The sequence below is a fragment of the Thermasporomyces composti genome (assembly GCF_003386795.1).
GTDB lineage: Bacteria > Actinomycetota > Actinomycetes > Propionibacteriales > Actinopolymorphaceae > Thermasporomyces > Thermasporomyces composti.
Window position 1 is genome coordinate 1851449 of sequence record NZ_QTUC01000001.1, and the last position, 22883, is coordinate 1874331.

The 22883-nt window shown below is 70.8% G+C and carries 19 protein-coding genes and 1 tRNA gene; 14 read left to right on the plus strand and 6 right to left on the minus strand.

The genetic code is table 11. The features are described from left to right. Positions 1-10: 10 nt before the first annotated feature. The 5 genes from DFJ64_RS08130 (at position 11) to DFJ64_RS08150 (ending at position 5540) form a co-directional block, all read left to right on the plus strand. The gene (locus DFJ64_RS08130) at positions 11-1666 is read left to right on the plus strand and encodes an FAD-binding oxidoreductase (protein WP_115849908.1); all 1656 of its coding nucleotides are present in this window, start codon (positions 11-13) and stop codon (positions 1664-1666) included. Between the two features lie 233 nt (positions 1667-1899). Beyond that, entirely contained in the window at positions 1900-2106 is a 207-nt protein-coding gene (locus tag DFJ64_RS08135; RefSeq protein WP_115849909.1) for a hypothetical protein, read from the plus strand. Positions 2107-2329: 223 nt separating this feature from the next. Further along, positions 2330-4216, plus strand: coding sequence for a phosphoenolpyruvate carboxykinase (GTP) (locus DFJ64_RS08140; protein WP_115851920.1), 1887 nt, complete (start codon positions 2330-2332; stop codon positions 4214-4216). A 191-nt stretch (positions 4217-4407) separates the two neighbouring features. Then, complete coding sequence (locus DFJ64_RS08145) at positions 4408-4638, plus strand: hypothetical protein (RefSeq protein ID WP_115849910.1); 231 nt, start codon at positions 4408-4410, stop codon at positions 4636-4638. Then, positions 4635-5540: an SPFH domain-containing protein gene (locus DFJ64_RS08150; protein ID WP_115849911.1), complete on the plus strand. Its 906-nt coding sequence runs from the start codon at positions 4635-4637 to the stop codon at positions 5538-5540. The genes DFJ64_RS08145 and DFJ64_RS08150 overlap by 4 nt, the downstream gene beginning before the upstream one ends. A gap of 125 nt (positions 5541-5665) precedes the next feature. Here DFJ64_RS08150 and DFJ64_RS20085 read toward each other — a convergent pair whose 3' ends face one another. Beyond that, positions 5666-7354, minus strand: a complete 1689-nt coding sequence (locus tag DFJ64_RS20085; RefSeq protein WP_115851921.1) for an acyltransferase — start codon at positions 7352-7354, stop codon at positions 5666-5668. A 260-nt stretch (positions 7355-7614) separates the two neighbouring features. Further along, positions 7615-7705 (minus strand) — tRNA-Ser (locus tag DFJ64_RS08160). 249 nt (positions 7706-7954) lie between these two features. Between DFJ64_RS08160 and DFJ64_RS08165 the strand changes: the two genes are divergently transcribed. The 4 genes from DFJ64_RS08165 to DFJ64_RS08180 all read left to right on the plus strand — a co-directional run bounded on the left by DFJ64_RS08165 (position 7955) and on the right by DFJ64_RS08180 (position 12643). After that, positions 7955-8605 carry a phosphoribosyltransferase gene (locus DFJ64_RS08165; protein ID WP_245941012.1) on the plus strand — a complete coding sequence of 217 codons (651 nt, stop codon included), beginning with the start codon at positions 7955-7957 and terminating at the stop codon, positions 8603-8605. A gap of 399 nt (positions 8606-9004) precedes the next feature. After that, positions 9005-9394 (plus strand): hypothetical protein, encoded by a 390-nt coding sequence (locus DFJ64_RS19220; protein ID WP_147304642.1) that lies wholly within the window; start codon positions 9005-9007, stop codon positions 9392-9394. A 289-nt stretch (positions 9395-9683) separates the two neighbouring features. Further along, positions 9684-10001, plus strand: coding sequence for a hypothetical protein (locus tag DFJ64_RS08170; RefSeq protein WP_115849913.1), 318 nt, complete (start codon positions 9684-9686; stop codon positions 9999-10001). A 1016-nt stretch (positions 10002-11017) separates the two neighbouring features. Continuing rightward, on the plus strand, positions 11018-12643 hold the full coding sequence (locus DFJ64_RS08180) for an LCP family protein (RefSeq protein ID WP_211310535.1): 1626 nt from the start codon (positions 11018-11020) through the stop codon (positions 12641-12643). Positions 12644-12703: 60 nt separating this feature from the next. On the opposite strand, the gene DFJ64_RS08185 is transcribed toward DFJ64_RS08180, so the two are convergent. After that, positions 12704-13174, minus strand: a complete 471-nt coding sequence (locus tag DFJ64_RS08185) for a hypothetical protein (protein WP_115849915.1) — start codon at positions 13172-13174, stop codon at positions 12704-12706. A 356-nt stretch (positions 13175-13530) separates the two neighbouring features. On the opposite strand from DFJ64_RS08185, the gene DFJ64_RS08190 reads away from it, so the two are divergent. From DFJ64_RS08190 to DFJ64_RS08205, 4 genes are read left to right on the plus strand one after another with little or no spacing between them, the layout of a single operon-like run. Then, positions 13531-14178, plus strand: coding sequence for a (2Fe-2S)-binding protein (locus DFJ64_RS08190; RefSeq protein WP_115849916.1), 648 nt, complete (start codon positions 13531-13533; stop codon positions 14176-14178). Beyond that, a complete protein-coding gene (locus DFJ64_RS08195) occupies positions 14175-16550 on the plus strand; it encodes a xanthine dehydrogenase family protein molybdopterin-binding subunit (protein ID WP_115849917.1) in 2376 nt (791 codons plus the stop codon). Before DFJ64_RS08190 ends, DFJ64_RS08195 begins: the two co-directional genes overlap by 4 nt. Next, a complete protein-coding gene (locus DFJ64_RS08200) occupies positions 16547-17401 on the plus strand; it encodes an FAD binding domain-containing protein (RefSeq protein WP_115849918.1) in 855 nt (284 codons plus the stop codon). The genes DFJ64_RS08195 and DFJ64_RS08200 overlap by 4 nt, the downstream gene beginning before the upstream one ends. 14 nt (positions 17402-17415) lie before the next feature. Then, entirely contained in the window at positions 17416-18120 is a 705-nt protein-coding gene (locus tag DFJ64_RS08205; RefSeq protein ID WP_115849919.1) for an SRPBCC family protein, read from the plus strand. A gap of 586 nt (positions 18121-18706) precedes the next feature. Here the strand turns inward: DFJ64_RS08205 and DFJ64_RS08215 are convergent. The 3 genes from DFJ64_RS08215 to DFJ64_RS08225 all read right to left on the minus strand — a co-directional run bounded on the left by DFJ64_RS08215 (position 18707) and on the right by DFJ64_RS08225 (position 21975). Next, on the minus strand, positions 18707-19618 hold the full coding sequence (locus DFJ64_RS08215; protein ID WP_115849921.1) for a cation diffusion facilitator family transporter: 912 nt from the start codon (positions 19616-19618) through the stop codon (positions 18707-18709). Positions 19619-19761: 143 nt separating this feature from the next. Continuing rightward, entirely contained in the window at positions 19762-20835 is a 1074-nt protein-coding gene (locus tag DFJ64_RS08220; protein ID WP_147304643.1) for an aminoglycoside phosphotransferase family protein, read from the minus strand. 114 nt (positions 20836-20949) lie between these two features. Beyond that, positions 20950-21975 (minus strand): zinc-dependent alcohol dehydrogenase, encoded by a 1026-nt coding sequence (locus tag DFJ64_RS08225; protein ID WP_115849923.1) that lies wholly within the window; start codon positions 21973-21975, stop codon positions 20950-20952. A 231-nt stretch (positions 21976-22206) separates the two neighbouring features. Between DFJ64_RS08225 and DFJ64_RS08230 the strand changes: the two genes are divergently transcribed. Then, on the plus strand, positions 22207-22848 hold the full coding sequence (locus DFJ64_RS08230) for a hypothetical protein (protein WP_115849924.1): 642 nt from the start codon (positions 22207-22209) through the stop codon (positions 22846-22848). Positions 22849-22883: the final 35 nt, after the last annotated feature.

The following is a 22883-nucleotide window of genomic DNA, read 5'->3' on the forward strand; positions in this document are numbered from 1 at the left end:
CGCTCTCCCCATGGACGAGCTCGCGCATGCCGACCTCGGACCGCGGCCGTTCGCCCGGTGGTCCGACCCCGAGGACGACGCCACGCCTGTACGCGGGGTCCCAGTCTGGCTCGCCCGGCGCCTCGGTGACCTGACTCCGCGGGCTCCTGTGCCGATCTCGGCCATCCCCGTCCCACCAAGCGGGCTGAGCCCGGACGCGGCGGCCGAGTTCCGCCAGGCGGTGGGTCCGGCGTATGTGGAGACGGAGCCGGAGGCGCGGCTCGCCCACGCGGGCGGACAGTCCTACACCGATCTAGTCCGCCGACGCTTCGGCTACGACGTCGCGGTCCCGGACGCGGTGATCCGACCGGCGAGCCATGACGAGGTGCTGTCCGTCCTCGCCGTCGCCACGAAGCGCGACGTGGCGGTCGTCCCGTACGGTGGCGGCACGAGCGTCGTCGGAGGGGTCGAGCCGGTCGACGGAGGCCACCGCGCCGTCGTCACCCTCGACCTCTCGCGGATGGACCGGCTCGTGGACGTCGATCCGATCTCCCGCACCGCGACGTTCCAGCCTGGGGTGACCGGCCCTCGGGCCGAGTCGCTCCTCGCCGAGCACGGCCTGACGCTCGGGCACGTCCCGCAGAGCTTCCCTCGCGGCACCATCGGCGGTTTCGTCGCCACCCGGTCCGCCGGCCAGGCGTCCACCGGGTATGGCCGGATCGACGACATGGTGGTCGCGTTGCGCGTGGCCACGCCCGTCGGCGAGATCCGCGCGGGCACGGGGACCCCGAACGCCGCGGGACCCGACCTGCGCGCGCTGTTCACCGGCTGCGAGGGCGCCCTCGGCGTGCTCACCGAGGTGACCCTGCGAACCCGCCCGACGCCAGAAGAGCGGCACTACGAGATGTGGGCCTTCGGCTCGTTCGGCGAGGGTCTCGACACCATCCGCGGTCTGGTCCAGGACGTCGACGCGCCCGACGTCGTCCGGCTCTCCGACGAGGAGGAGAGCGCGACGACCCTCGCCACCCAGGGTCCGAAGGGACGCCTGGCCGCCCTCCTCGCTCGGGTGCGCGGCCTGCGCACGCCGGCCCTGTGCGTGCTGGGCTGGGAGGACACGGCGGAGGGCGTCCGTCGCAGGAGGCAGGCGGCGGCCCGCTCGTTGCGGGCGTCCGGCGCGATCCCGCTCGGCGCACGAGCGGGCGAGGCGTGGCGGCGGCACCGGTTCGAGGGGCCGCGCCAACGCGACATCCTGCTGGACGCCGGCGTGCTGGTGGAGACCTTGGAGACGGCGACCACCTGGTCACGCCTTCGGGACCTGTACGACGCGGTGTCGCGCGCCCTCCGCGACAGCCTCACCGCAGCGGGCACGCCGCCCGTGGTCATGACGCACGTGTCGCACGTCTACCCGACGGGCGCGTCGCTGTACTTCACGGTCCTGGCGCGCCAGCTCCCGGATGCGGCCGAGGCACTCGAGCAGTGGGAGAGCGCCAAGGCGGCCGCCAATGAGGCGATCGCGACGCACAAGGCCACGATCACCCACCATCACGCGGTCGGCCGCGCGCACGCGCCCTACCTCGTCCACGAGGTGGGTGAGCTGGGCGTCACCACCTTGGCGGCGGTGAAGGCGCACCTCGACCCGCGCGGCATCCTGAACCCGGGCGTCCTCATCCAGGCATCGCCGCGCTGAGGAAAGCCACCACGAGACCTGGCTCTGGCCGAGGAAGGCGGCGGGCTCGTCGGCGGACGCGCCGCGCGGCGACGTTCACACACCGTCAGGGCGCCGTCGCCCGTTCGGCGGCTTTGTCCTAATGTGTCCGCCCATGGGACAGGCCAGCGACGACCACGGGTCACCAGGACCGAGCGCCGTCCCACCGCAACCACTGTCGCCCCACGCGCACTGCCGCGCTCGAGGTGGTCTCCATGGGTATCGCCGTCAGCGTCGTCCTCATCGTCGTTGGCGCCGTCTTGGCCTTCATCCCGCACGACCGGATCGCCGGGAGGGACCTCGAGGGTCCCGGCATCGTCCTCATGCTGATCGGATGCCTCGGCCTCGCGGTGAGCGTCGTGGTCTGGACGCCGTCGAAACGCCGCCGCGCTCGGCGCTCACCCCCGACCGGAGGAACGTGACACGCCGAGTCGGCCAAGCACGGGCAACGGGGACGACTCGGACGCCGGTCCTATGCGGTCCGGACCAGTCGAATGTCTTGCGATAACCCTGTGCAGGGTGCGACGACAGTCCGCAAGACCTTTCGGCAGTGCTGAAAGAACCAGGAGGGAAGCACTTTCCGCTCCTCTCGCCGGGCCCTGTGGACGTCCCTCCGGCCGCTCGGTCCCACTTAGCGTGACCTCCATGTCCACGACCACGACACCGAGCGGCAAGGTCATCAGTCCTCGCGGCGAGCCCGGAGCGGTGCCGGCGGCTCTGCCCACCCGCCACGCCGAGCTCCGTGCCTGGGTCCAGGAGGTCGCCGACCTGTGTCAGCCGGAGCGGGTGTACTGGTGCGACGGGTCCGAGGAGGAGTGGCGCGCCCTCACCGACCAGCTCGTCGCGGCCGGCACGCTGGTTCGGCTGAACCCGGACAAGAAGCCCAACTCGTTCTGGGCGCGGACCGATCCGAGCGACGTGGCGCGGGTCGAGGACCGGACCTTCATCTGCTCACAGCGAGAGGTCGACGCCGGGCCGACCAACAACTGGGTCCACCCGGACGAGATGAAGCGCACCATGACCGACCTCTACCGAGGGTGCATGCGTGGACGGACCATGTACGTCGTCCCGTTCTGCATGGGACCGCTCAACGCGGAACACCCGATGTTCGGCGTGGAGATCACCGACTCGGCGTACGTCGTCGCATCCATGCGCATCATGACCCGCATGGGGCAAGCCGTCCTTGACGCGATGGGTGACGACCGGCCGTTCGTGCGCTGCCTCCACTCCGTCGGGGCGCCGCTCGAGCCCGGTCAGAGCGACGTGCCGTGGCCGTGCAACGAGACCAAGTACATCTCCCACTTCCCCGAGACGCGCGAGATCTGGTCGTTCGGCTCCGGCTACGGCGGGAACTCCCTGCTGGGGAAGAAGTGTTACTCCCTGCGGATCGCGAGCGTGATCGCCCGCGACGAGGGATGGCTCGCCGAGCACATGCTGATCCTGAAGCTCACCTCACCGGAAGGCCGGGTCCACTACATCGCCGCCGCGTTCCCGAGCGCGTGCGGCAAGACGAACCTCGCGATGCTCGAGCCCACCATTCCGGGTTGGAAGGTCGAGACGCTCGGCGACGACATCGCGTGGATGCGCTTCGGCGAGGACGGCCGCCTGTACGCGCAGAACCCCGAGTACGGGTTCTTCGGTGTGGCGCCCGGCACCGGCTGGGAGACCAACCCGAACGCCATGCGCACGATCGAGCAGGGCAACTCCATCTTCACCAACGTCGCGCTCACCGACGACGGCGACGTGTGGTGGGAGGGGTACTCGCACGAGCCGCCCGCTCACCTCACCGACTGGCGGGGACGCGACTGGACGCCTGACACGCGGGACGAGAACGGCAAGCCCGTGCTGTCCAGCCACCCCAACAGCCGCTTCTGCACCCCGATCAAGCAGTGCCCGATCCTCGCGCCCGAGTTCGAGGACCCGCGCGGCGTCCCCATCTCGGCGATCCTCTTCGGCGGCCGGCGCGCGACGACGGTTCCGCTCGTCACCGAGGCACGGGACTGGACCCACGGTGTCTTCGTGGGCGCGACGCTGTCGTCGGAGACGACCGCGGCGGCCACGGGGAAGGTCGGTGTCGTGCGACGCGACCCGATGGCGATGCTGCCGTTCGTCGGCTACAACGCCGGCGACTACTTCCAGCACTGGCTCGACATCGGTCAGCAGACCGATCCGAGCCGTCTGCCGCGGATCTTCTACGTCAACTGGTTCCGGCGAGGCCCGCACGGCGAGTTCCTGTGGCCGGGGTTCGGCGAGAACAGCCGAGTGCTGAAGTGGATCATCGAGCGGGTCGAAGGACGCGCCGAGGCCGAGGAGACACCGATCGGGTTCGTCCCGTCACCGGACGCGTTGGACGTGACGGGCCTCGAGCTCCCGCGCGCGAACCTGGAGGCGCTGCTGCGGGTGGACCCGCAGGAGTGGAGCGCTGAGATCCCCAGCATCGAGGAGTGGTTCGCCACGATCGGCGACACCCTGCCAGAGCCCCTGTGGGCCGAGCTGGACGCGCTCCGACAGCGGTTGAGCGCCTCGTCGTAGATCCCGCGCCACCAGGGAGCGCGGCGAGAACGCAGCCCACGACCGTGCGGTGACTCACGGTGGTCCGCGAGCGCGGTCGTGGGCTTCGCGTGTGCGCCCGAGTTTGAACCCTCCTGTCGGCGTGGGCCAGACTGGCGTCCAGCCCTCGGCGCCGCCGAGAGGCCGATCTACTCGACCGCTCGGGGGGTTCCATGTGGACGGCCTGGTTGCTCCTGGTCTTCGTCGTCGTGGGCGGTGCCCTCGCCTACGCGAGTTCGGCGTACGCGGAGGTGCGACGCCTGCGTCGACAGGTCGCGACACTCCGGGAGCTCGTCGAACGGTTGAAAGAGCTCGCATGGGACCACCGTGAGCTCGATCCCTCGCTGAGCACCATCGTCATCGACGAGATCCGCACCTACGAGAAGAAGGAGCTGCGCGGATGAGGAAACGCGCCGTCCTGGCCCTGACGGCAGCGGGCGCCTTGGGCGCGATGCTTACGCTCAACGGCTGTACGACGATCAACACCCAACCCGACGAGGCGGGCCTGGTCTACGACGCGGGACCCATCTCCAACACCGAGTTCGACACGTGTGTCGGTCCGAGCACCCGTGCCTGGGACGGCCCGGGTGACCGCCACTACACCTACCCCTTCGGACAGCGCACGTTCGACTTCAGCGGAGGCGAAGGCGCCGACGGCAACCCGATCAGCGTCGTGACCAAGGACAACGTCACGATGACGGTCGCGGGCGTCGCGACGTTCGCCCTCAACACCGAGTGCGAGACGCTACGGCAGTTCCACGAGCGGATCGGCATCAAGTTCCAGGCGTGGATGGAAGACGGCCAGACCACCGACGGCTGGCGCAACATGCTGAACGTCTACCTCAAGCAGCCGCTGGACAAGGCCATGGACGCGGTGTCGAAGAAGTACGGCTACAAGGAGCTGTACTCCGACCCGGAGGTGAAGGAGGCCTGGGAGGAGGAGGTCGGCCGCCTGGCCTCCCGGTTCATCAAGGACCAGGCCGGGGCGGAGTTCTTCTGCCGGCCGTCGTACACCGGTTCGGGCGAGTGCGGCAACCCCGTCTTGACCCTCCAGACGCCTATCCCGCCTGAGAACATCCGCGCCGCGCTCACCGCCGAGCAGGAGGCCGTGGCGCAGAACAACGCGCAGAAGCAGCGGAACGAGACGGTGCGTACCGAGCTCGAGTCGATCCGTGAGCTCGTAAAGGTGCTCGGTCCGGAGGGCTACGTCCTCCACAAGGCGATCGAGGAGGGCAAGGTCACCGTGGTCCCGGTGCCGACCGGCAGTGGGATCAACATCACCCCGCCACGGCCCTCGAACGAGTAAGGACCTCTTCGACGAGCGAGGCGTTCGTCCCACGACGAGCGCTGGGTGACCACCACGTCCGGCTCCGAGACGCACCTCGGAGCCGGACGTGTTCTGTCCTCGGTGTGTGCCTCACCCTCGTGGAGTCACGCCGTACCGGTGGTCGCGAAGCGGCCCAGAGACGCGGCGGGCTCCGGTCGATGCACGCCGCGCGGGCGGTAGCCGAGTGCCTCGGAGAGGCCGAGGTAGTCGGCGAGGAGCCAGATGATGGCGAGCCACATCTCGGTGCCTTGCAGCCCAGCGGTGTGCTGGGGACCCACGCCCGGCTCGAGGGCGAACGCGAAGCCCGCACCGTCCCGCCAGCGGCGCAGCGCCCGCTCCAGCTGCCAGCGGGCCCACGCCTCGCCCTCGGCCTTCCGGTAGTCGGTCTGCTTCGCTGCCAACCACAGCGGGTGGATGACGTCCAACACGTTGCAGGCGTTCCCCCGCTCGTCGGTGAAGTACGCCGCGTCCCGGCTGTGCGTGAGGACCGTGTCGATCGTCCGCTCGGGATACGGCAACGGCAACCCGAACTGCGCGAAGGTCCCCCGGGTGAGCCGGTAGAAGCCGTTGACCGGCTGGAGCCAGCGCTGCTGCCGGTCCGGTCGGCTCCACATCCCTGTGAACGGGTCGGCGTTGGCGAGCAGCCAGCCGAACAGCGTTTCCGTCTGCCCGCGGATGCCGGCGTCGACGAGGTTGCGGTAGACGCCGGTGCCGAACGCGTCGACCCAGGCGCCCGCCGACCACCCCCGGGTGTCCCACGGCAGCGTGTCGAGCCGGGCCACCAGGTCGGCGGGGTCCATCTCCGAGACCGCGCGGATCGGGTGGGGGAACGACGTACCGAGCAGGTCCAGGGCGTAGCCCACGCACAGGATGTGGTACGCACCCGCGTTGTCCAGGGACGGCGGCGTGACGTCGCCGTACTCCGGGACGAGCCCGGTGTCGGGGTCCTGCAGCTCGCGCAGGTGGGCGGCGATCCGGTCCCCCTCCACCTGGGGAGGGGCGGAGCCGAGCAAAAGGTCCGCGATCTCCACCGCGTCACACCACGCCCGGACCGTCGGCTTGGCGTCCGGGCGGTCGAGGAACCGCCCACCACACTCGTCGTCGGCGGGCTGCCAACAGCGCGCCAGCACGTCCACCGCCTGCTCGCGGGCGCGGTCGGCGAACGCCGCCAGCCGCTCGGCGAGGTCGCCGTCGGGCTTCCGGCCGGCGCGGTGCACGTCGCGACGGTCGCGGAGGAACCGGGCCGGGTTGCCACCCACGACCGCCCAGGCCGGCACGTCCTTCGTGACGACGGCGCCGGCGCCGACCACCGCGTGGTCTCCGATCGTGACGCCGTCGACCACCACCACGTGGGAGCCGATCCACACGTCGTTCCCGATCGCGATCCCCTTGCTCGTGGTCGGCTGCTCACAGACCGCCCGGTCCGGCGCCATGGAATGGTTGAAGCCGAGCAGGGAGGTGTGGGCGCCGACCCGCACCTTGTCGCCCATCCGGACCCGGCCGCGGGCCACCGAGTACGGGTTGAGCGTGCACCGCTCACCCATCTCCAGGTCGTCGACCAGGACGTAGGTGTGGGCGGCGATGTAGGAGCCGGGGCCGATCCGCATCCGTCGCGGGAAGACCGCCGCCTGGGGCGAGATGTAGGCGTCGTCGGCGATGGTCACGTCGCCCCGGGTGGCGAGCTCCGCGTGCCAGTCGCGCTGGGCCTTGCGCTCCTCCTCGGTCGCCTCACGCGGATACACCCACGGAGCGAAGTCGAGGTACTGAGGCGTGGTGGCATCGCCGTGTGCCATGACGTCCCTTCGCCGGTCGAGCTCGCTCGTGGGCCAGTCTCGGGGGCGCCTGGCGCGGCGGACAACGAACGCGGACGGAACCGGCCGGCGAAGATCGGACGACGCGCTGGCGCTCAGCACAGCGAGCGACGCACCGGACACGGAGGACGTGCCACCGAGCCGACGTCGGTGGACGGCCCGGATGGACGGCGCTGGATGGACGACGTGTGGGCCGGGCGATGCCACCCGGCCCACACACGGCCTCTTTGTGCAGGTCAGTGCGGAGGCGGCGGGATTTGAACCCGCGAGAGAGTATTACCTCTCAACCCGCTTAGCAGGCGGGCGCCATAGACCGGACTAGGCGACGCCTCCCTTGGCGAGAGCCATGATGCCGGATCAGGGTAGCGGCCCCGCGCTCGGTCCGGCAAAGCGCGTCCCGTCGGAGTGTCCGGCGGCGTGTCGCCAGCCCCCCGGCGCCCGCGTCCACCGGCCCGCTCTGCGGCCTTGATCACCGGCCCGCGCCGCGACCTTCGGGCATCGTCCGGGTCCGACACGCGGGGGTACGGTCGGAAGGGATGGTGTCCTGAGGCGAGGCGATCTCGTGACGCGGCGGACCTGATGATGCGGCGAGGCGGTGCTTCGACGGCCGGCTACGCCGACCGGGCGGACGCCGGCCACCGGCTGGCGGACGAGTTGGCGGAGTATGCCCACCGGGACGACGTGATCGTGCTGGGGCTGCCCCGAGGGGGTGTGGTGACCGCCGCCGCCGTCGCCGAGCGGCTGGGCGTGGCCCTCGATGTCTTCTGTGTCCGGAAACTGGGCGTTCCGTGGCACCCCGAGCTGGCGATGGGCGCGGTCGCGACCGGCGGCGTCCGGGTGCTCAACCGGGACGTGGTGGAGCAGCTCGGGATCAGCCCGGCTGAGGTGGAGCAGGTCGCCCAGCGGGAGCGGGCGGAGCTCGCCCGCCGGGAGGCGACCTACCGCGGCGACCGACCCCCGGCGCAGCTCGAGGGGAAGGTCGTGATCCTCGTCGACGACGGGATCGCCACAGGCGCCACCGCCCGTGCCGCGGTTGTCGCCGTCCGACGCCACCAGCCCGCCAAGGTCATCCTCGCCGTCCCGGTGGCGCCGCCACAGGCGGTCGAGGAGTTCGCCGGCGTCGTGGACGAGATGGTGTGCCCGCTGACGCCCCCGTCCTTCGAGGCTGTCGGCCGCTGGTACACCGACTTCCGCTCGGTCTCCGACGCCGAGGTCCGCGCCCTCCTCACCTGAGCCGACCACTCCTGTGGTCGCCTGCTTCCTCTGGTCTTCTGCCCGGTCGTCCGCTGCACTCGAGGGACGGCGCCGTCTGGGTAACAGATTGATCATCTCCATGGCAGCGGCCTCAAGCGAGGCGATCATGGTGACCCGGTGCGCCCGTCGAGGGCTCTGCTTCGTCCTGGAGGAGTTGCTCGTGTCGACGCTGCGGTCGGCCGAGGACAGAAGCAGCGTCCACGCCCTTCCATCTGGCTGGACGACGTACGAGCCAGACCCGCTCCTCTACCGCCACGTGTGGCTCGCCCTCATCGAACGGGTCAAGGAGGCCGCCGCCGCACAAGAACTGGAAGTTGTGCCAGACGAACTTGTCTGGAGTCAGGCTGGACGGTGGCCGGCCGCACTTGGACGCAGCAGGTGTTCGACAAGCTCATCGCTCGAGGGAACACCGGCAAGCTGGTGGAGGCGGGCGCAGCACTAACGCTCTCCGGACAAGCACCCAAACCCTACTCGCCACCAGCTATCCGTGTCGTAGTTGACTTCGAAAAGCCACACGAAGGCGCCGGCCTTCGCGTCACTGTACGAACAGACCACCTCCGAGCAGAAGAAGAGGAGGACGCGACCGCAGAAATAGTTGCTTCATGGCTTGTACCGGTAACACGCCAGCTCAACGCCGCCTGGAGATTCGTCACGGCAGACACCGGCCAATCATGGAACAGCACACCGTATGACGAGTGGTTTGCCGTCTACGACGGCGCATCCAAGGCCGAGAACATCCACGCGGCTACTACTGGGCCAACCTGCTGAACACCACCCCCATCGCTTCACTCGGTGGACTTCGAAAGCTCACCACATCCGCCGAGCGATCCGGACTTGCCCTCGAGCCAGCCGCAGCGAACGGCAACTAGGCTACGCGCTCCTCAAGATCCCCGAACCGATCACCACCCACACCGACGACCAGCTCCGCGCAGTCAAGAACCTCCTCGACCCAGTACTCATCAAGAAGCCGGCCCCAAGGCGCACCACCTCCCACGCACCGACACGCATCCCGCCAGACTGACTCGAGAGATTGGCATATCGCTACAAAGGGTTGACGATGTCGACGCTGCGGTCAGCGGATGGAAAAGAGTGGCCCCTCATTCTCTGTGCAGGCTGGACGACGTACGAACCGGACCCGCTCCTCTACCTGGACGTGTGGCTCGACCTCATCGAGCGGGTGCTGCACGCGGTCGGTCGCGAACCGATGCCGCCGTCGGTGATGGTGCGGTGGTCGACCCATGACCGTGGCCCGCACATCGTGGCCGGCGTCGCGGAGCTGGCGCGCCGAGTGGCCACTGTTCTCACGAGGAATGGGGTCGAGCTCGAGGACAAGGGGATCGAGATCGTCGACCCCAGCGTGCACTCATTGACTTGACCATGACGTTCGACGAGTGGGCGCGTGAGCGGGAAGGCGTGGCCGAGGACTGGGCAGACATCTTCAGCCTGAAGATTCAGTGGCAGCTCCGCTGCAGCCAGAGTTCGCTGACATGCAGGTCGGACTCACCGACGAGCCGTATCCGCCAACCAGCGAGATCGTGGCGAGGGGCGGTAGGTGTCGCGGGCGAACCTAGTGTCCCGGATGGCGGCTTCTTGGATGTCTCGATGGTGTCGCGGACCACATCGCAGGACTCGGCGGCCTGCGCTCGTTGAGCCGGTTGGCTTCGCGTCGCGGCGTGACGGTCACGTCGTTGCGCTATCGCTCCGGCGCACGCGGCCATCGTCCGCCTCACCCAACCGCTCAGCAGCCGGTACACCGACGACGACGTCGCAAAAGTCAAGGACCTGTTCCAGCCGATCCTGCTGTATCCCACCGGCGGTCACGCCTTCGACGGCTGCGTCGGCCCACCTCTGCGCATCGTCCCCGACCCCTACACCGCCTACATCCGCAGCGACCATAGCTGCCCGACTTATAGGACGGGAAAGAAGTCCGCACCAGAAACTACCTGTGCCTGCTCGCCCAGCTCCCCGCCCCGTGGGACTTCTAGGACGGCGGGCGACCACTCATCTCATCGACAGGGACGCACCTCGTCGCGGAGGTCAGACTGCGCGAAGCGGGCCGCCGCCGATGAGACACGTGGCGCGACAAGGACCTGTCCACACACCACGTGGCAGCAAGACCCCAGGTGGCTCGCCCGGAGCACCGCCGCGCTCGCACCACTACGCACCGCCCACGCACCGCCACCGGCGGGATGAACGCGCGCGACGTATCGAGGGCCGCCGGGATCTCCCAGCCCGGCGGCTCCCCGTCCATGATGGGAAAACATCCCGGCCACATCGGGTGACTGTTCGGTCGCATGCGACTTCTGGCATCCTTCCGGACAGGACATCGAGCGGAGTGGTCCGCGCTGGGCCTCGAGGAGGGCGCCAGGGCGACTCGTGGGCAGGAGCCACATGGGATTGGAGACGGGCCGAATCTCGCCACGCCGAGACGGCGCGCGCGTCTCGCCTGCCCGCCCCGCCTCAGGCCCGTCGTTCCTCCGCGCCGTCCTCGTCACTCTCCTCGGCACGCTCATCCCGGGGAGCGGCCTGTTCGCGGCGGGTCGACGCCGACTCGGCGCTGGTGTCATGACGGTCACCGTCCTCCTCGTCGGCCTGCTCGGCTACCTCGCCGCCAATCAACGGGAGAAGGTGCTGGCGTGGCTGGTCGACGAGGGCAGCCTGGGCTTCCTCGCGGTCGCGCTCCCGACCGTCGGCCTGGCCTGGACGGCCGTCATCGTCGGCACCTACCGCACGGTGCTGCCGGCCGCCGCGACCGCTGTTCAACGCCTCGTCGGCTCGGTGCTCGTCGCGGTCCTCACGTTCTCCGTGTTGACGCCCCTCGCCGTCGCCGGCCGCTACGCGCAGGTGGGGAATAACACGATCGGCAAGGTCTTCGCCAGCGCCGACAGCAAGAGCGTCACCCGGCCGAAGAACGTGACCAGGGAGGATCCCTGGGGTGGCCGCGACCGCGTCAACATCCTTCTCCTGGGCGGCGACGGGGGCAAAGGCCGGATCGGCATCCGTCCCGACAGCATCCAGCTGGCCAGCATCGACACGAGGACCGGCAACACGGTTCTGCTGGGCCTTCCCCGCAACTTGGAGAAGGTGCCGTTCCCCGAGGACTCCCCCCTCGCCGAGGTCTACCCCGACGGTGTCTTCGACGGCCCCGGTGACCGGCTGGAGTGGATGCTCAACGCCATCTACAAGGACGTGCCGGAGCAGCACCCGGGGCTGCTGGACAGCGACAACCCAGGCGCTGACGCGACGAAGCTCGCCGTCGGCGAGGTCCTCGGCCTCGAGGTGCACTACTACGTCCTCATCAACCTCGACGGCTTCACGGAACTCATCAACGCGCTGGGCGGCATCACCGTCAACGTCAACACCCGGGTCGCGATCGGTGGCTCCCAGGACGAGGGCCGTCCGCCACACGACTGGATCGAGCCAGGCCCGAACCAACACCTCGACGGCTACCACGCGCTGTGGTTCGCCCGAGGCCGCTACGGGTCCAGCGACTACGAGCGGATGGAACGCCAGCGCTGCGCGATCAAGGCGATCATCGACCAGGCGAACCCACAGAAGGTCCTCACCCGGTACGAGGCCATCGCCAAGAGCTCCGAGGACCTCGTCTACACCGACATCCCACGCGAGCTGCTGCCCGCCTTCGTCAACCTGTCGCTGAAGGTGAAGAACGCGAAGGTGACCAGCATCGCGTTCACCAACAAGATCATCAAGCCGTGGGATCCGGACTACGACAAGATCCGCTCGATGGTGCGGAAGGCCATCCGCGACAGCGAGCGCGACGGGTCGAAGAAGACCACGAAGCCGAAGCCGAAGAAGACCGCCTCACCGGACTCCACCGACGCAGGTGAGGGCTCCGGGTCGTCGGAGACGTCGGAGTCCTCGGGAGACGCAGAGTCCTCGGGAGACACAGAGTCCTCGGGAGACACAGGGTCCTCGCAGGACGAGTCGAAGGACTCCGAGGAGGGAGCGACCTCGCTCGAGGACGCCTGCGCCTACCGACCCCAAGGAGCGGGGTGAGCGGGAGCGCTCCGAGGTCCGTCACTACAGACATCCGTCACCCGTCACCAGCGAGGCTCGTCACAGCGGGCGATAGCCGTGGGCGGCGTTGAGCCGCTCTCGGATCTGCTCCTCGAGCTCTGGCACCGCGACATCGAGCAGCCGCGACGTGATCACGCTCTGCCTGCCGTCGGCCAGCTCGAGGACGAGCACCGTGCCCGTGAGCGTGTCGCGGCGCCGAACGTCGGACACGTCCCGCCACGCCGCTGCGCGAACGCTGTCGCGCAGCCGGTTGGTGTGGTTGAGGAAGCCCTCGTCGTCGAGGACCAGCCGTGGCCTGCGACCGAAGACGATCCAGGCGCCCCACCCCGCGAGCACGGCGAAGATGGCGACGAGAAACCACTCCAGGAACTGGACCGCCAGCACGTCGAGCACGGGCACGGCACGACGGACGACTTCGAGGACGACGGCCAGCCCCAGCCACACGCACGCCATCCCGATCATGCGGGCGCCGAGCGCGGGCCGTAGGCGGTAGCTCACCGGGTCGGCCATGGCACGGAGTCTGTCATGCCCCTCGGTCGCGTCCGGCTGGCGGCCTCGCGCGGTGACGTCAGCGCCTCCCCTCGTCTCGCACCAACCTTTGTCTCTCAGCAGCCTGTCTCTCATATCTCTCAGCAACCTGTCTCTCACCAACGCCGTCCGCCATCCGGCGCTGGTGCTCACGAGCCACACCCTCGTGAGTAAGGCGCGACCGAAAGACGCGCGCCATCGCCCGCTCTCGTGCCCACTCTGGTTTGCCCACTCTCGTTGCGATGTCTGTCACACCCACGGCGTTGGGACTCCCCGCGCTGTCGGCTGTGACCTCCGACCCTGCCGACCCGAGTCCCTGTCGGGATTGTCTGGCGAGCATGGCCGTGCTCAACCTCACTGTTGACGGAGTGCGCTACGACGATTACATAGAGGAGCGAACGCTCCTCGTTCACCTCCTGCGCGATCGCCTGGGCAAGGTGAGCACCCGAGTCGGATGCGACACCAACGAGTGCGGCGCCTGCACAGTCCTCGTCGATGGCCGAGCGGTCCGGAGCTGCTCCATGCTCGCCCTGCAAGCCGACGGTCGTACCGTCACCACCGTCGACAGCGCGTCACACGCTGTCGACGGCCCGGTGCCCCACCAGACGCCGTCACACCAGGCTGTGCTCGAGGCCCTGGCCCAGACCTTCCGCCGGCATCGGGCGACACCGTGCGGCTTCTGTACGCCCGGCATGCTGCTCTCGGCTGTCGACCTGCTGAGCGAGTGCCCCGTGCCCACCGAGGACGAGGTCCGGGACGCGCTGGCGGGGACACGATGTCGTTGCGGGGACGAGCACACGGTCGTGCGCGCTGTCCTCAGCGCCGTCACCGAGCTCCGAGGTCTCACCCCGGCGGAGCGATCACGCGGCACGACGTCGCGGGACGCCCCGCCACCCGACCCGAACCAGGGTGAGAGCGCCACGGACTCAGCGGCGACCGCCCGGACGGACCACACCCTCGCCGGACACCGGGGAGCCGCGTCATGACCGGGCTCTCCGCGTCGTCCGTGACCCTGCCGGTCGCCGACGCCGAGCGGCAGTACCTCGACGCCACCCGGCGCGGCGAGGACCTCGCCCCTCCCGGGACCCTGCACCTCGCGATCCTGCGCAGCCCCTACGCCCACGCGCGACTCGCTCGCGTCGACGTCGAGGGTGCCCGCGACTGCCCTGGTGTGGTCGCCGTCCACACCGGCGCCGAGCTCGCCGAGGAGTGGACGACGGTCCCGTTCCCCGCTGAGCCGGGCCCACCGGTCCCGGCGGAGCTGCGGGTCCCGCCCCGGCTGCCCATAGCCGTCGACACCGTCCGCTTCGTAGGGGAGCCCGTCGCGGTCGTCGCGGCGACCAGCGGATACGCCGCGGTCGACGCCCTCGACGCGATCGAGATCGACTACGAGCCGTTGCCGCCGATCCGCGACGTGGAGGAGGCGCTGGCACCGGACGCACCCTCGGTCCACGACTCTGCTCCCGGGAACCGCTGCTTCCTCCACCGCCAAGCGCACGGACACTACGAGTCCGCCCGCGAGCACGCCGACGTCGTCCTCGCCCGACAGCTGCGTCACCCGTGGCCCCTTGCCACCGACGACCCTCCACCGTCGGTCGTGGTCGACGTCGACGACGCCCACGGCACCTACACCGTCTGGTCGGACACCCGCGACCCCGACCAGGTCCGAGACGTCCTCGCGCACATCACCGGTGTGCCCGTGACCGGTCTGCGGGTCCTCACCCCGGGACCGGTCGGCACCCGAGACCCGGCCGCAGAGCCTTACGCCGAGGACGCCGTCGCGCTGCTGCTCGCGCGGAAGCTCGGTCGCCCGACCACGTGGAGCGCGACCGGAGGCGAAGCGCGTCCCCGCGACGCCCGCCACGACGACCTCGTCCAGGAGGTCGAGATCTGTGCCCGCCGGGACGGAACCATCCTGGGCCTTCGCCTGCACCAGCTCGTCGCGGTCGGTGCCTACCTTTCGCCAGTTTCACCGCGCGGCCTGGGCTTCGCCGAGCTCGGCCCCTACCTCGTCGACGCCCACGAGCTGCGCTGCACCGGGGTCTTCACGACGACACCGCCCACGACACGCCTCGGCCCGGACACCGCGGCGGCCACGTTCGCGATCGAGCGGATCATCGACGAGCTCGCCGCCGAGCTCGGGTTGGATCCGGTCGTCCTTCGGCGGCGCAACTGGGCCGAGCCGCGGTTCGACGCGGTGACCACCCGGGCGCTGGAGCTGGTGGACTACGACGAGCTGCGCCGGCGCCGACGTGACCAAGAATCCTCCGCGGTACGGCTCGGGATCGGTCTCACGACCACGACGCGTCGGCGCCCTACCGACGCTCGCCGCCAGTCGAGTGAGCGACCCGAGGGGCCGTCGGCGTCGGTTCGGGTCCTGCCGACCGGGCGAGTCGAGGTCGTCACCGCGGCGGCGGCGTTCGGTCACGGCCACCTGGCCACCTTCGCCCGGGTCGTGGCGGACACCCTCGAGGTCCCGCTCCAGGACGTCCGGGTGGTCCCGGCGGACACGCCGCACTCACCCGCCCCCGGCTCCGCGTCCGACGCTCGCATGCTCGTCTTGGGTGGCATGGCTGTCCTCCGCGCCAGCGAGCGTGTCATCGAGGGCGCGCGGAGCGCCGCGGCACGGACGCTGGGCTGCCGGCTGGAGGAGCTGCGGTACGGACGCGGAGCCTTCCACACGCGGCGGGCACCCCACCGGTCGGTCAGCCTGCGCGCGCTGGCCACCACCCCGCTGACCGGCCACGGCGTCGCGCCGGACGTCGCCACCGACAAGGAGCCTGTCGACGCCGACCACACCACCGGCGACGTGCACGCCGCGCACGTCGCCGCGGTGGAGGTCGACACCGAGACCGGCGTCGTCGACGTGCTGACCTACGCCGTCGTCGACGACACCGACACGCCCCTGGGACTGACCGCCGTCCGGGACGGGGTGATCCTCGGCATCGGGCGAGCCCTCGTCGGGACGTCCGGCCAGGACGCCGAGAGCCCAGCTGACCTGCGCTGCTGCGGGCCTCCCGGCATCGTCGAGGGACCCGCGGCCACGGCCCGGCCAGCGGTTCCCGAGCCCCTCGCCGAACGCCTCGGCGGTGAGGCACCGCCGGAGGTTGGATCAGGCCGGCCAAACCCCGTCCTCCTCGAGGAAGCCGACCAGCGGCGAGCGGCGGCGTTGACGGCCGTGCCCGCCGTCGTCAACGCAGTCGCCGACGCGCTCCGTCCGCTCGGCGTGCGAGACCTCGTGCCGCCCTGCACGCCGGACCGGGTGTGGCGGGCCATCCAGGCCGCCCGGGCCGACCAGTCACCCAGCCCGGTGCCCGGCCGGGGCGAGACCGAGGGCGAGGTGGGTGACCGACCGTGATCCCGAGCCCGTTCGACTACCTGCGACCGAGGACCGTCGAGGAGACAGTGCAGTACCTCGACGAGGCCGGCGAGGACGCCGCGCTCCTGGCGGGCGGGCAGAGCCTGGTACCCGCGCTGCGATGCCGAGACGCCGTCCCCGCCGTCGTGGTCGACCTGAGCGAGGTCGAGGAGCTGCGTGGCATCCGGGTCGAGGACGACCAGATCGTGGTGGGTGCGATGACCACCCTGCGGCGGCTCGCCACCGACCCGATCATCGCCGAGCACGCGCCCCTGCTGGCGACCGCCGCCCGCCTCGCCGGTGACCGGCGGACCCGCACGATGGCGACGCTCGGGGGATCCTTGGCGCTGGCGGATCCGGCCGCGGACCTGCCGACCGCGGCGGTCGCGCTCGACGCCACGCTGCTGCTCGCGGGGCCGGAGGGACGGCGTACCACATCGGCGCGGTCGTTCTTCGTCGAGCCGTACACGACCGCGCTCGGTCTCGCCGACGTCCTCGTCGAGATGCGGTTCCCCACCCGCTTCGGGTGGGGCGCGCACTACACGAAGGTGTGTCGGACGACCCCGGGCTGGGCTGTGGTCGGGGTCGCCGCGTTGCTCCGTCAGGAGGACGGCGTGGTCACCGACGCCCGGGTCGTGTTCACCAACATGGGGCCGGTTCCGGTGCGCTCACGCCCGGCCGAGGAAGCCCTTCTGGGCGCGCGCCTCACCGACGCCATTGTCGGCGCGGCCGCGGACGCGGGCGCCGACGAGAGCGAGCCCGTCGACGACGCCGCTGCCACCGCCCCCTACCGGCGACAGCTGGCTCGAACCCTCACCCGCCGCGCGGTACGCGCGGCGGCCGGACGGTGAAGGACGAACACACGATGGAGCTGGAGCACGAGTTCACTGTCCCGCTCGACGTGGCGCGAACCTGGTCCTTGCTGCGGGACCCCCGCCAGGTCTCGTACCACCTGCCAGGCGCGTGCCTGTCCAAGTCGCGGGACGACACCGTGACGGGCACGCTCGACATCGCGATCGGCCCCCACCGCACGACCTACGTGGGCGAGGTTCGTCTTCTTGACCGGAACGAGGCGGTGCATCGGCTGGTGGTGCGTGCGCAGGGGCGTGACACCCGAGGACTCAGCACGGCGGCCGCCACGATGACCGTCACCCTCACCCCGGACGTCGCCGGTGTCGGGGCCGGCCCGCGCACGGTCGTGCACGTCCACTCCGACTTCACCATCACCGGCCCGCCGGCCCTGCTCAGCCCGGCTGTCTTGCAAGACACCGGGACGTGGCTGGTCACCCAGTTCGCCAGCAGCGTCGCCGGCCAGGTGAGGGGACCGTCCCTCGAGGAACCGGCTCCAGCCCTCGTCACGGAGCGCTCGTGGGCACGCCCGGCGCCCCTGCGGGCCGCCCTCCTGCGGTACGGGCCATGGCTCGCCGTGGCCGTCGCCGGCGCGCTGCTGCTCCGCCGCCCGGCCCGCGCGACCACCTGGCCGAGTGCGGTCCCGCGTGGGCTCGTCGGCGCGCTCCCTCGCCGACGCGTCCCGTGGTCGCGGCTCTTCAGCCGCATCCGGACGCTCTAGGCGTCGGCGCCGGCCGACACGCCACCGCTACCGCGACATCTCCTGCCGATCCGACGAGTCAGTCGTCTCCTCGCGCGGTGAGGTTTCCGCGCGGTCGTCGATCCAGTACGTCCCACCGAAGCCACCCGCCCCATGGGACAGGCAGAACACCGGCGGGTCGCCCAGGTCATAGCTCGGTCGCGGAGCTGCTCGTCGCACGGCGCGACCACCAGGCTGCGAGTCATTCATCGCCCTGACGCCGCCTTTCGCGCGCGAAGACCACGGCGGGCCGTGCCGTGGAAGGCCGCGGCGGCGCTCATGGCCCCCGTCACTACCTGAGTCGCGGTGGTCCCCATCTGGTTCAGCATGTCGTCGTCGACGATTCCCCGCTTCGCACAGAAATCACACGTCGAGCTCACTCGTCGTCAGCGGGTAGCCTCCGACGACCTCGGTCCGGCCGGTGTGGCACTCCGGCTTCCACCCTTCATGCGAACTCGTCGCCTCGTCAAGCGGATCACGCTTTCCCGGGCGAGCCCGTCGTCGACTGACCTCCTTTCGCGGGGGGCCGGTCGTTCGCGTGAGCCGGTCGTCGACGGTGAACGCGACCCTAGTCGTGCGTCGCGTGCTCGTGGTCCCGGTGCTGGGCCGACTCGATCTGGAAGGTCGAATGTGTGACGTCGAAGTGCTCCGCGAGGCACGCGTGGAGAGCGTCGAGGACCCGGCCGGTGTGGCCGCCGTTCATGGTCTTCTCATCCACCACCACGTGCGCGGACAGGACCGGGAGACCGGACGTGATGGTCCAGGCGTGCAGGTCGTGGACGTCCAACACACCGGGTACCCGCCGAATGTGGTCGCGGACGTGGTCCAAGTCGACCCCCTTCGGGACCGCTTCCAACAGCACGTCGACCGCCTCGCGGAGCAGCACCCATGCGCGAGGCAGGATCAGCGCGCCCACCGCGGCGGAGGCCACCGCGTCCGCCCACACCCACCCGGTGAGCGCGATCACCACCGCCGCGACGACGACGGCGACCGAGCCGACCAGGTCGCCGAGCACCTCGAGGTAGGCCCCGCGGATATTGAGCGACAAGGCCTGGGCCCGCCGAAGCAGCATGAGGGACGAGGTGTTGGCGACCAAGCCGACCACCGCGACCACGAGCATGAGGCCCGAGGCCACCTCCGGCGGGGAGAAGAAGCGGCGGACCGCCTCGATGAGGACGTACAGGGCGAGCCCCAGCAGCAGGACCGCGTTGGCCATGGCGGCCAAGATCTCGACCCGTTGCCAGCCAAAGGTGCGTCGACGCGTCGGCGCCCGTTGGGCGAGGGTCGCGGCGATCAAGGCCATGACGATCCCCGCCGCGTCGGCGGCCATGTGGCCGGCGTCGGCTAGCAGCGCCAGCGAACCGGACAGCAGCGCACCCACCGCCTCGACGGCGAAGACGGTGAGGGTGAACGCCAGCACCAGCGCGAGCCGCCCGCGGTGACCGCCGGTGAGCGTCGTGTGATCGTGTCCAGCACCCATGACTGACCCCGCCTCGTAGGGTAGCCGTCAGTCATCAGATCTCTGGGCGCTGACGACGTCCGGTCGCGACCAGCTCGGGCATGCGCCCGACCAGGCCTCGGCTGGAGACAAATCCGGACGACGTGGCGATGAGTGGAAGGCGATCAGTCGGTCGAACCGGACGAGTCGCCCACCAGCGCCGACCACCGCGCCATGGTGTCGACCAGCGCGGGGAACGTCTCGACCTCCTCGCGAACGTGGGCGTCCAGCCGAGCCTGGTCCATGTCGGCCAGCTCAGCCGGCACCGGATGGCGCAGCCCAAGCGTGACGTCGAGGCACGCACCGAGCCACTCCAACCGCCGCCCCACCCACCGCGCGAGCGCGGCAGGGCCTGGTCGCAGCGTCGCGCCTCCGGCGGTCGCGTAGGCACGGCTGGCCCGGTGCACTCGGTCGGCATCCGGCTCGGTCCACCCGACCGTCGCGAACTCCACGATCGCGTGCGCCGCCTCGAGCGGCGCACTGTCGGGTCCCACGGCATCCCAACCGAGCAGCAGCGGGCCGCCGTCCGTCATCACCACCCTGGACGGCTCGACCGCACGGTGGGTCACGACGTGGGGCTTCCCGGCGCTGAACGCCTCGGCGACCTGCGTCGAGGCCCGCAGGATCCCCGCGAGGTGGTCTCTCAGCGGGGACGCCCACGAGCGTCCCTGGGCCTCACCTTCCGCCAGCCAGGCGTGCCAGTGGGCGGGCGGGTACAGGCCATACCCCTGTGGCTGCGGCGTCGTGTCGAGCGGTCGTAGCCGGTGCAGGAGGGCGAGCGTGGTGCCCAGCCACTCCGCCACGTCGTCCTCGCGGTCGAGTGGCCGATGGTCGACCCACTCATACACCCGGAAGACGCCGAACCCGTGCACCCGCGCGGCGAAGCCGAAGGCGGGCTCTTGGGGCTCGACCGGGGTGAGCATCGCCACGCCCGCCTCCTGGGCACGCCGCTCGAGGTCCATCGCCTCCTCGACCTGGGCCCGCCACGCCGGGTCGGGACCCGCCCACAGCCGCACGACGAGGAAGCGTCCGGTCATGGTGGAGAACGTCCACGCCTCCTGGCCGACCCACCGATGGTGCGTGAGCGGCTCCACCGGGCGTCCCACGTCGAACGCCTCGGCGACCATGGCGGCCGGCGGCGACGGTCGAGGTGGCAGCGAGTCACTCACAGCGGACGGGTAGGTCGAGGTCGGCGGCATCGGGATCACCGTACCGAGATGTCCGGACCGTGGGGACCACCTGGTCCCCTGCGCCAGGTGCTCCAGAGAAGCCGCCCGATGGGTCACGCGGGCCCACGGGGCTCCTCGAAGGGCTCAGCCGGCCGCCTGACAGTCGAGGAGGACCTTCACCACCCCGTCCGCCGACTCCAGCGCGTCGAACGCCTCGGCCACCGCGGAGAGCGGGACGATCCTGGAGACCAGCTCCCTCGCGGGTACCACACCGCGGTGGACGAGCTCGATCGCCCGCTCGACGTCGGCCCGGGCGTAGACCCGGGCGCCCAGCACGGTGAGCTCGCGGAGGAAGACCTGGTTGAGGTCGACCGGCACCGGGTCGGGGTGGATCGCCACGACGACGAGACGACCCCGCACCCCGAGGACGTCGGTGGCGATCCGCATCCCCGCCGGGGAACCCGACACCTCGAACGCCACCGCCGCGCCCGCGCCTGCCGTCCGCTCCGCCACGTACGCCGGGACATCGGTGGACGTCGGATCCACGGCGGCGAGACCGAGGCGTTCGGCGACACCACGTCGGTAGGGGTCTGGTTCCACGACCACGATCTCGGCGCCCTCCGCGGCAGCGACCACAGCGATCAGCAGCCCGATGGGGCCAGCACCCACCACGACAACGTGCTCTCCAGCGCGCACCTCGGCGCGGCGGACGTCATGCACCGCCACGGCGGTCGGCTCCACGAGGGCCGCGTCGGCGAGGGGCACCTCCTCGGGCAGGCGGAGGACGACGTCGGCGGGAACCGTCCAGCGGGCCTGCATCGCACCGGGGAGGTCGACACCGAGCACCCGCAGCCGCTGGCAGACGTGGTTGTGGCCGGCACGGCAGGCAGCGCAGTCACCGCACCACCGCAGTGGCATCACCGTGACCGGGTCGCCGACCCGCCAGCCGGACACCCCAGCGCCGAGGGCGGCGATCCGCCCTACCGCCTCGTGACCGAGCACGGCTGGCGGCAGCGCCCGGTCGTCCATCGCGCCGTGACGGATGTGCAGGTCGGTGCCGCAGATGCCGGCGTAGGCCACCGCGATCTGCACCTCACCCGGCCCGGGCGGGACGGGATCGCGGTCCTCCACGCGCAACGCCCGGTTCCCGATGTAGACAGCCGCACGCATCCTCGCTCCCTGCTCAGCCGGCACAGCGCTTCCGTCGATGGCGTCCTTCGACGCGTCTCGCGATGGACGCCAGGTCCTTTGCTGGCGGTCGGACACCCTCCCGACTCTCCCTGATCGACGACCGGGACGCGACGCCGAGCGTCGGTGGGCTCGCCTCGTTGACCGCGAACGGTCGGGCGGGAGCTCGGGAAAGCTCGGAGGGGACAGGTCGGAGGGCAGAGGGAGGACGCGATGAACACCGGCCCCACCTGGAAGCTCTACGCCGACACCCCCGGCCGACGACTCGCCCAGCTCCTCGGTGACCTGCTCGCCCTGGGGCTCGCGGTGCTCGCCATCCGCGCGGGCCAGGTCGTGCACAGGCGGGTGCGCGAGCTCGTGGCGCCGGGGCGGGAACTGGAGGAGGCCGGGACGCGCGTCCACGACAGCCTCGCCACCACCGGAGCGGAGCTCTCGGGGATCCCCGGCGTGGGCGACGCGCTGCGGCAACCCCTGGACGCCGTCGCCGCGACCGGCGGATCGATCGCGAGCATCGGTCGCGCCCAGCAGAACCTGATGAACGAGCTGGCCACCCCGCTGGCTCTCCTCGTGGCACTCGCGGGACTCCTCCTCGTCGCGTGCTGGGTGGTCGCCCGCGCGCGATGGGTGCGCGCCGTCCGCGAGGCTTGTCGGATGGCGACGAGCCAGGCCGGCGTGCGTCTGCTGGCCCTGCGGGCGCTCACCAGCCGCTCGGTCGACTCCCTGACCGCCGTCCACCCAGACCCGGCGACGGCGTGGCGTGAGGGAGACGCGGACGCCACCGCCGAGCTGGCCGAAGTGCAGCTGCGGGCGCTCGGACTGCGGGCTCCCTCCTGGCGTGGCCGTGATGCCACGTAGTTGCCCGATGCCGTGATTGCCGGCTCCCTGTGTCA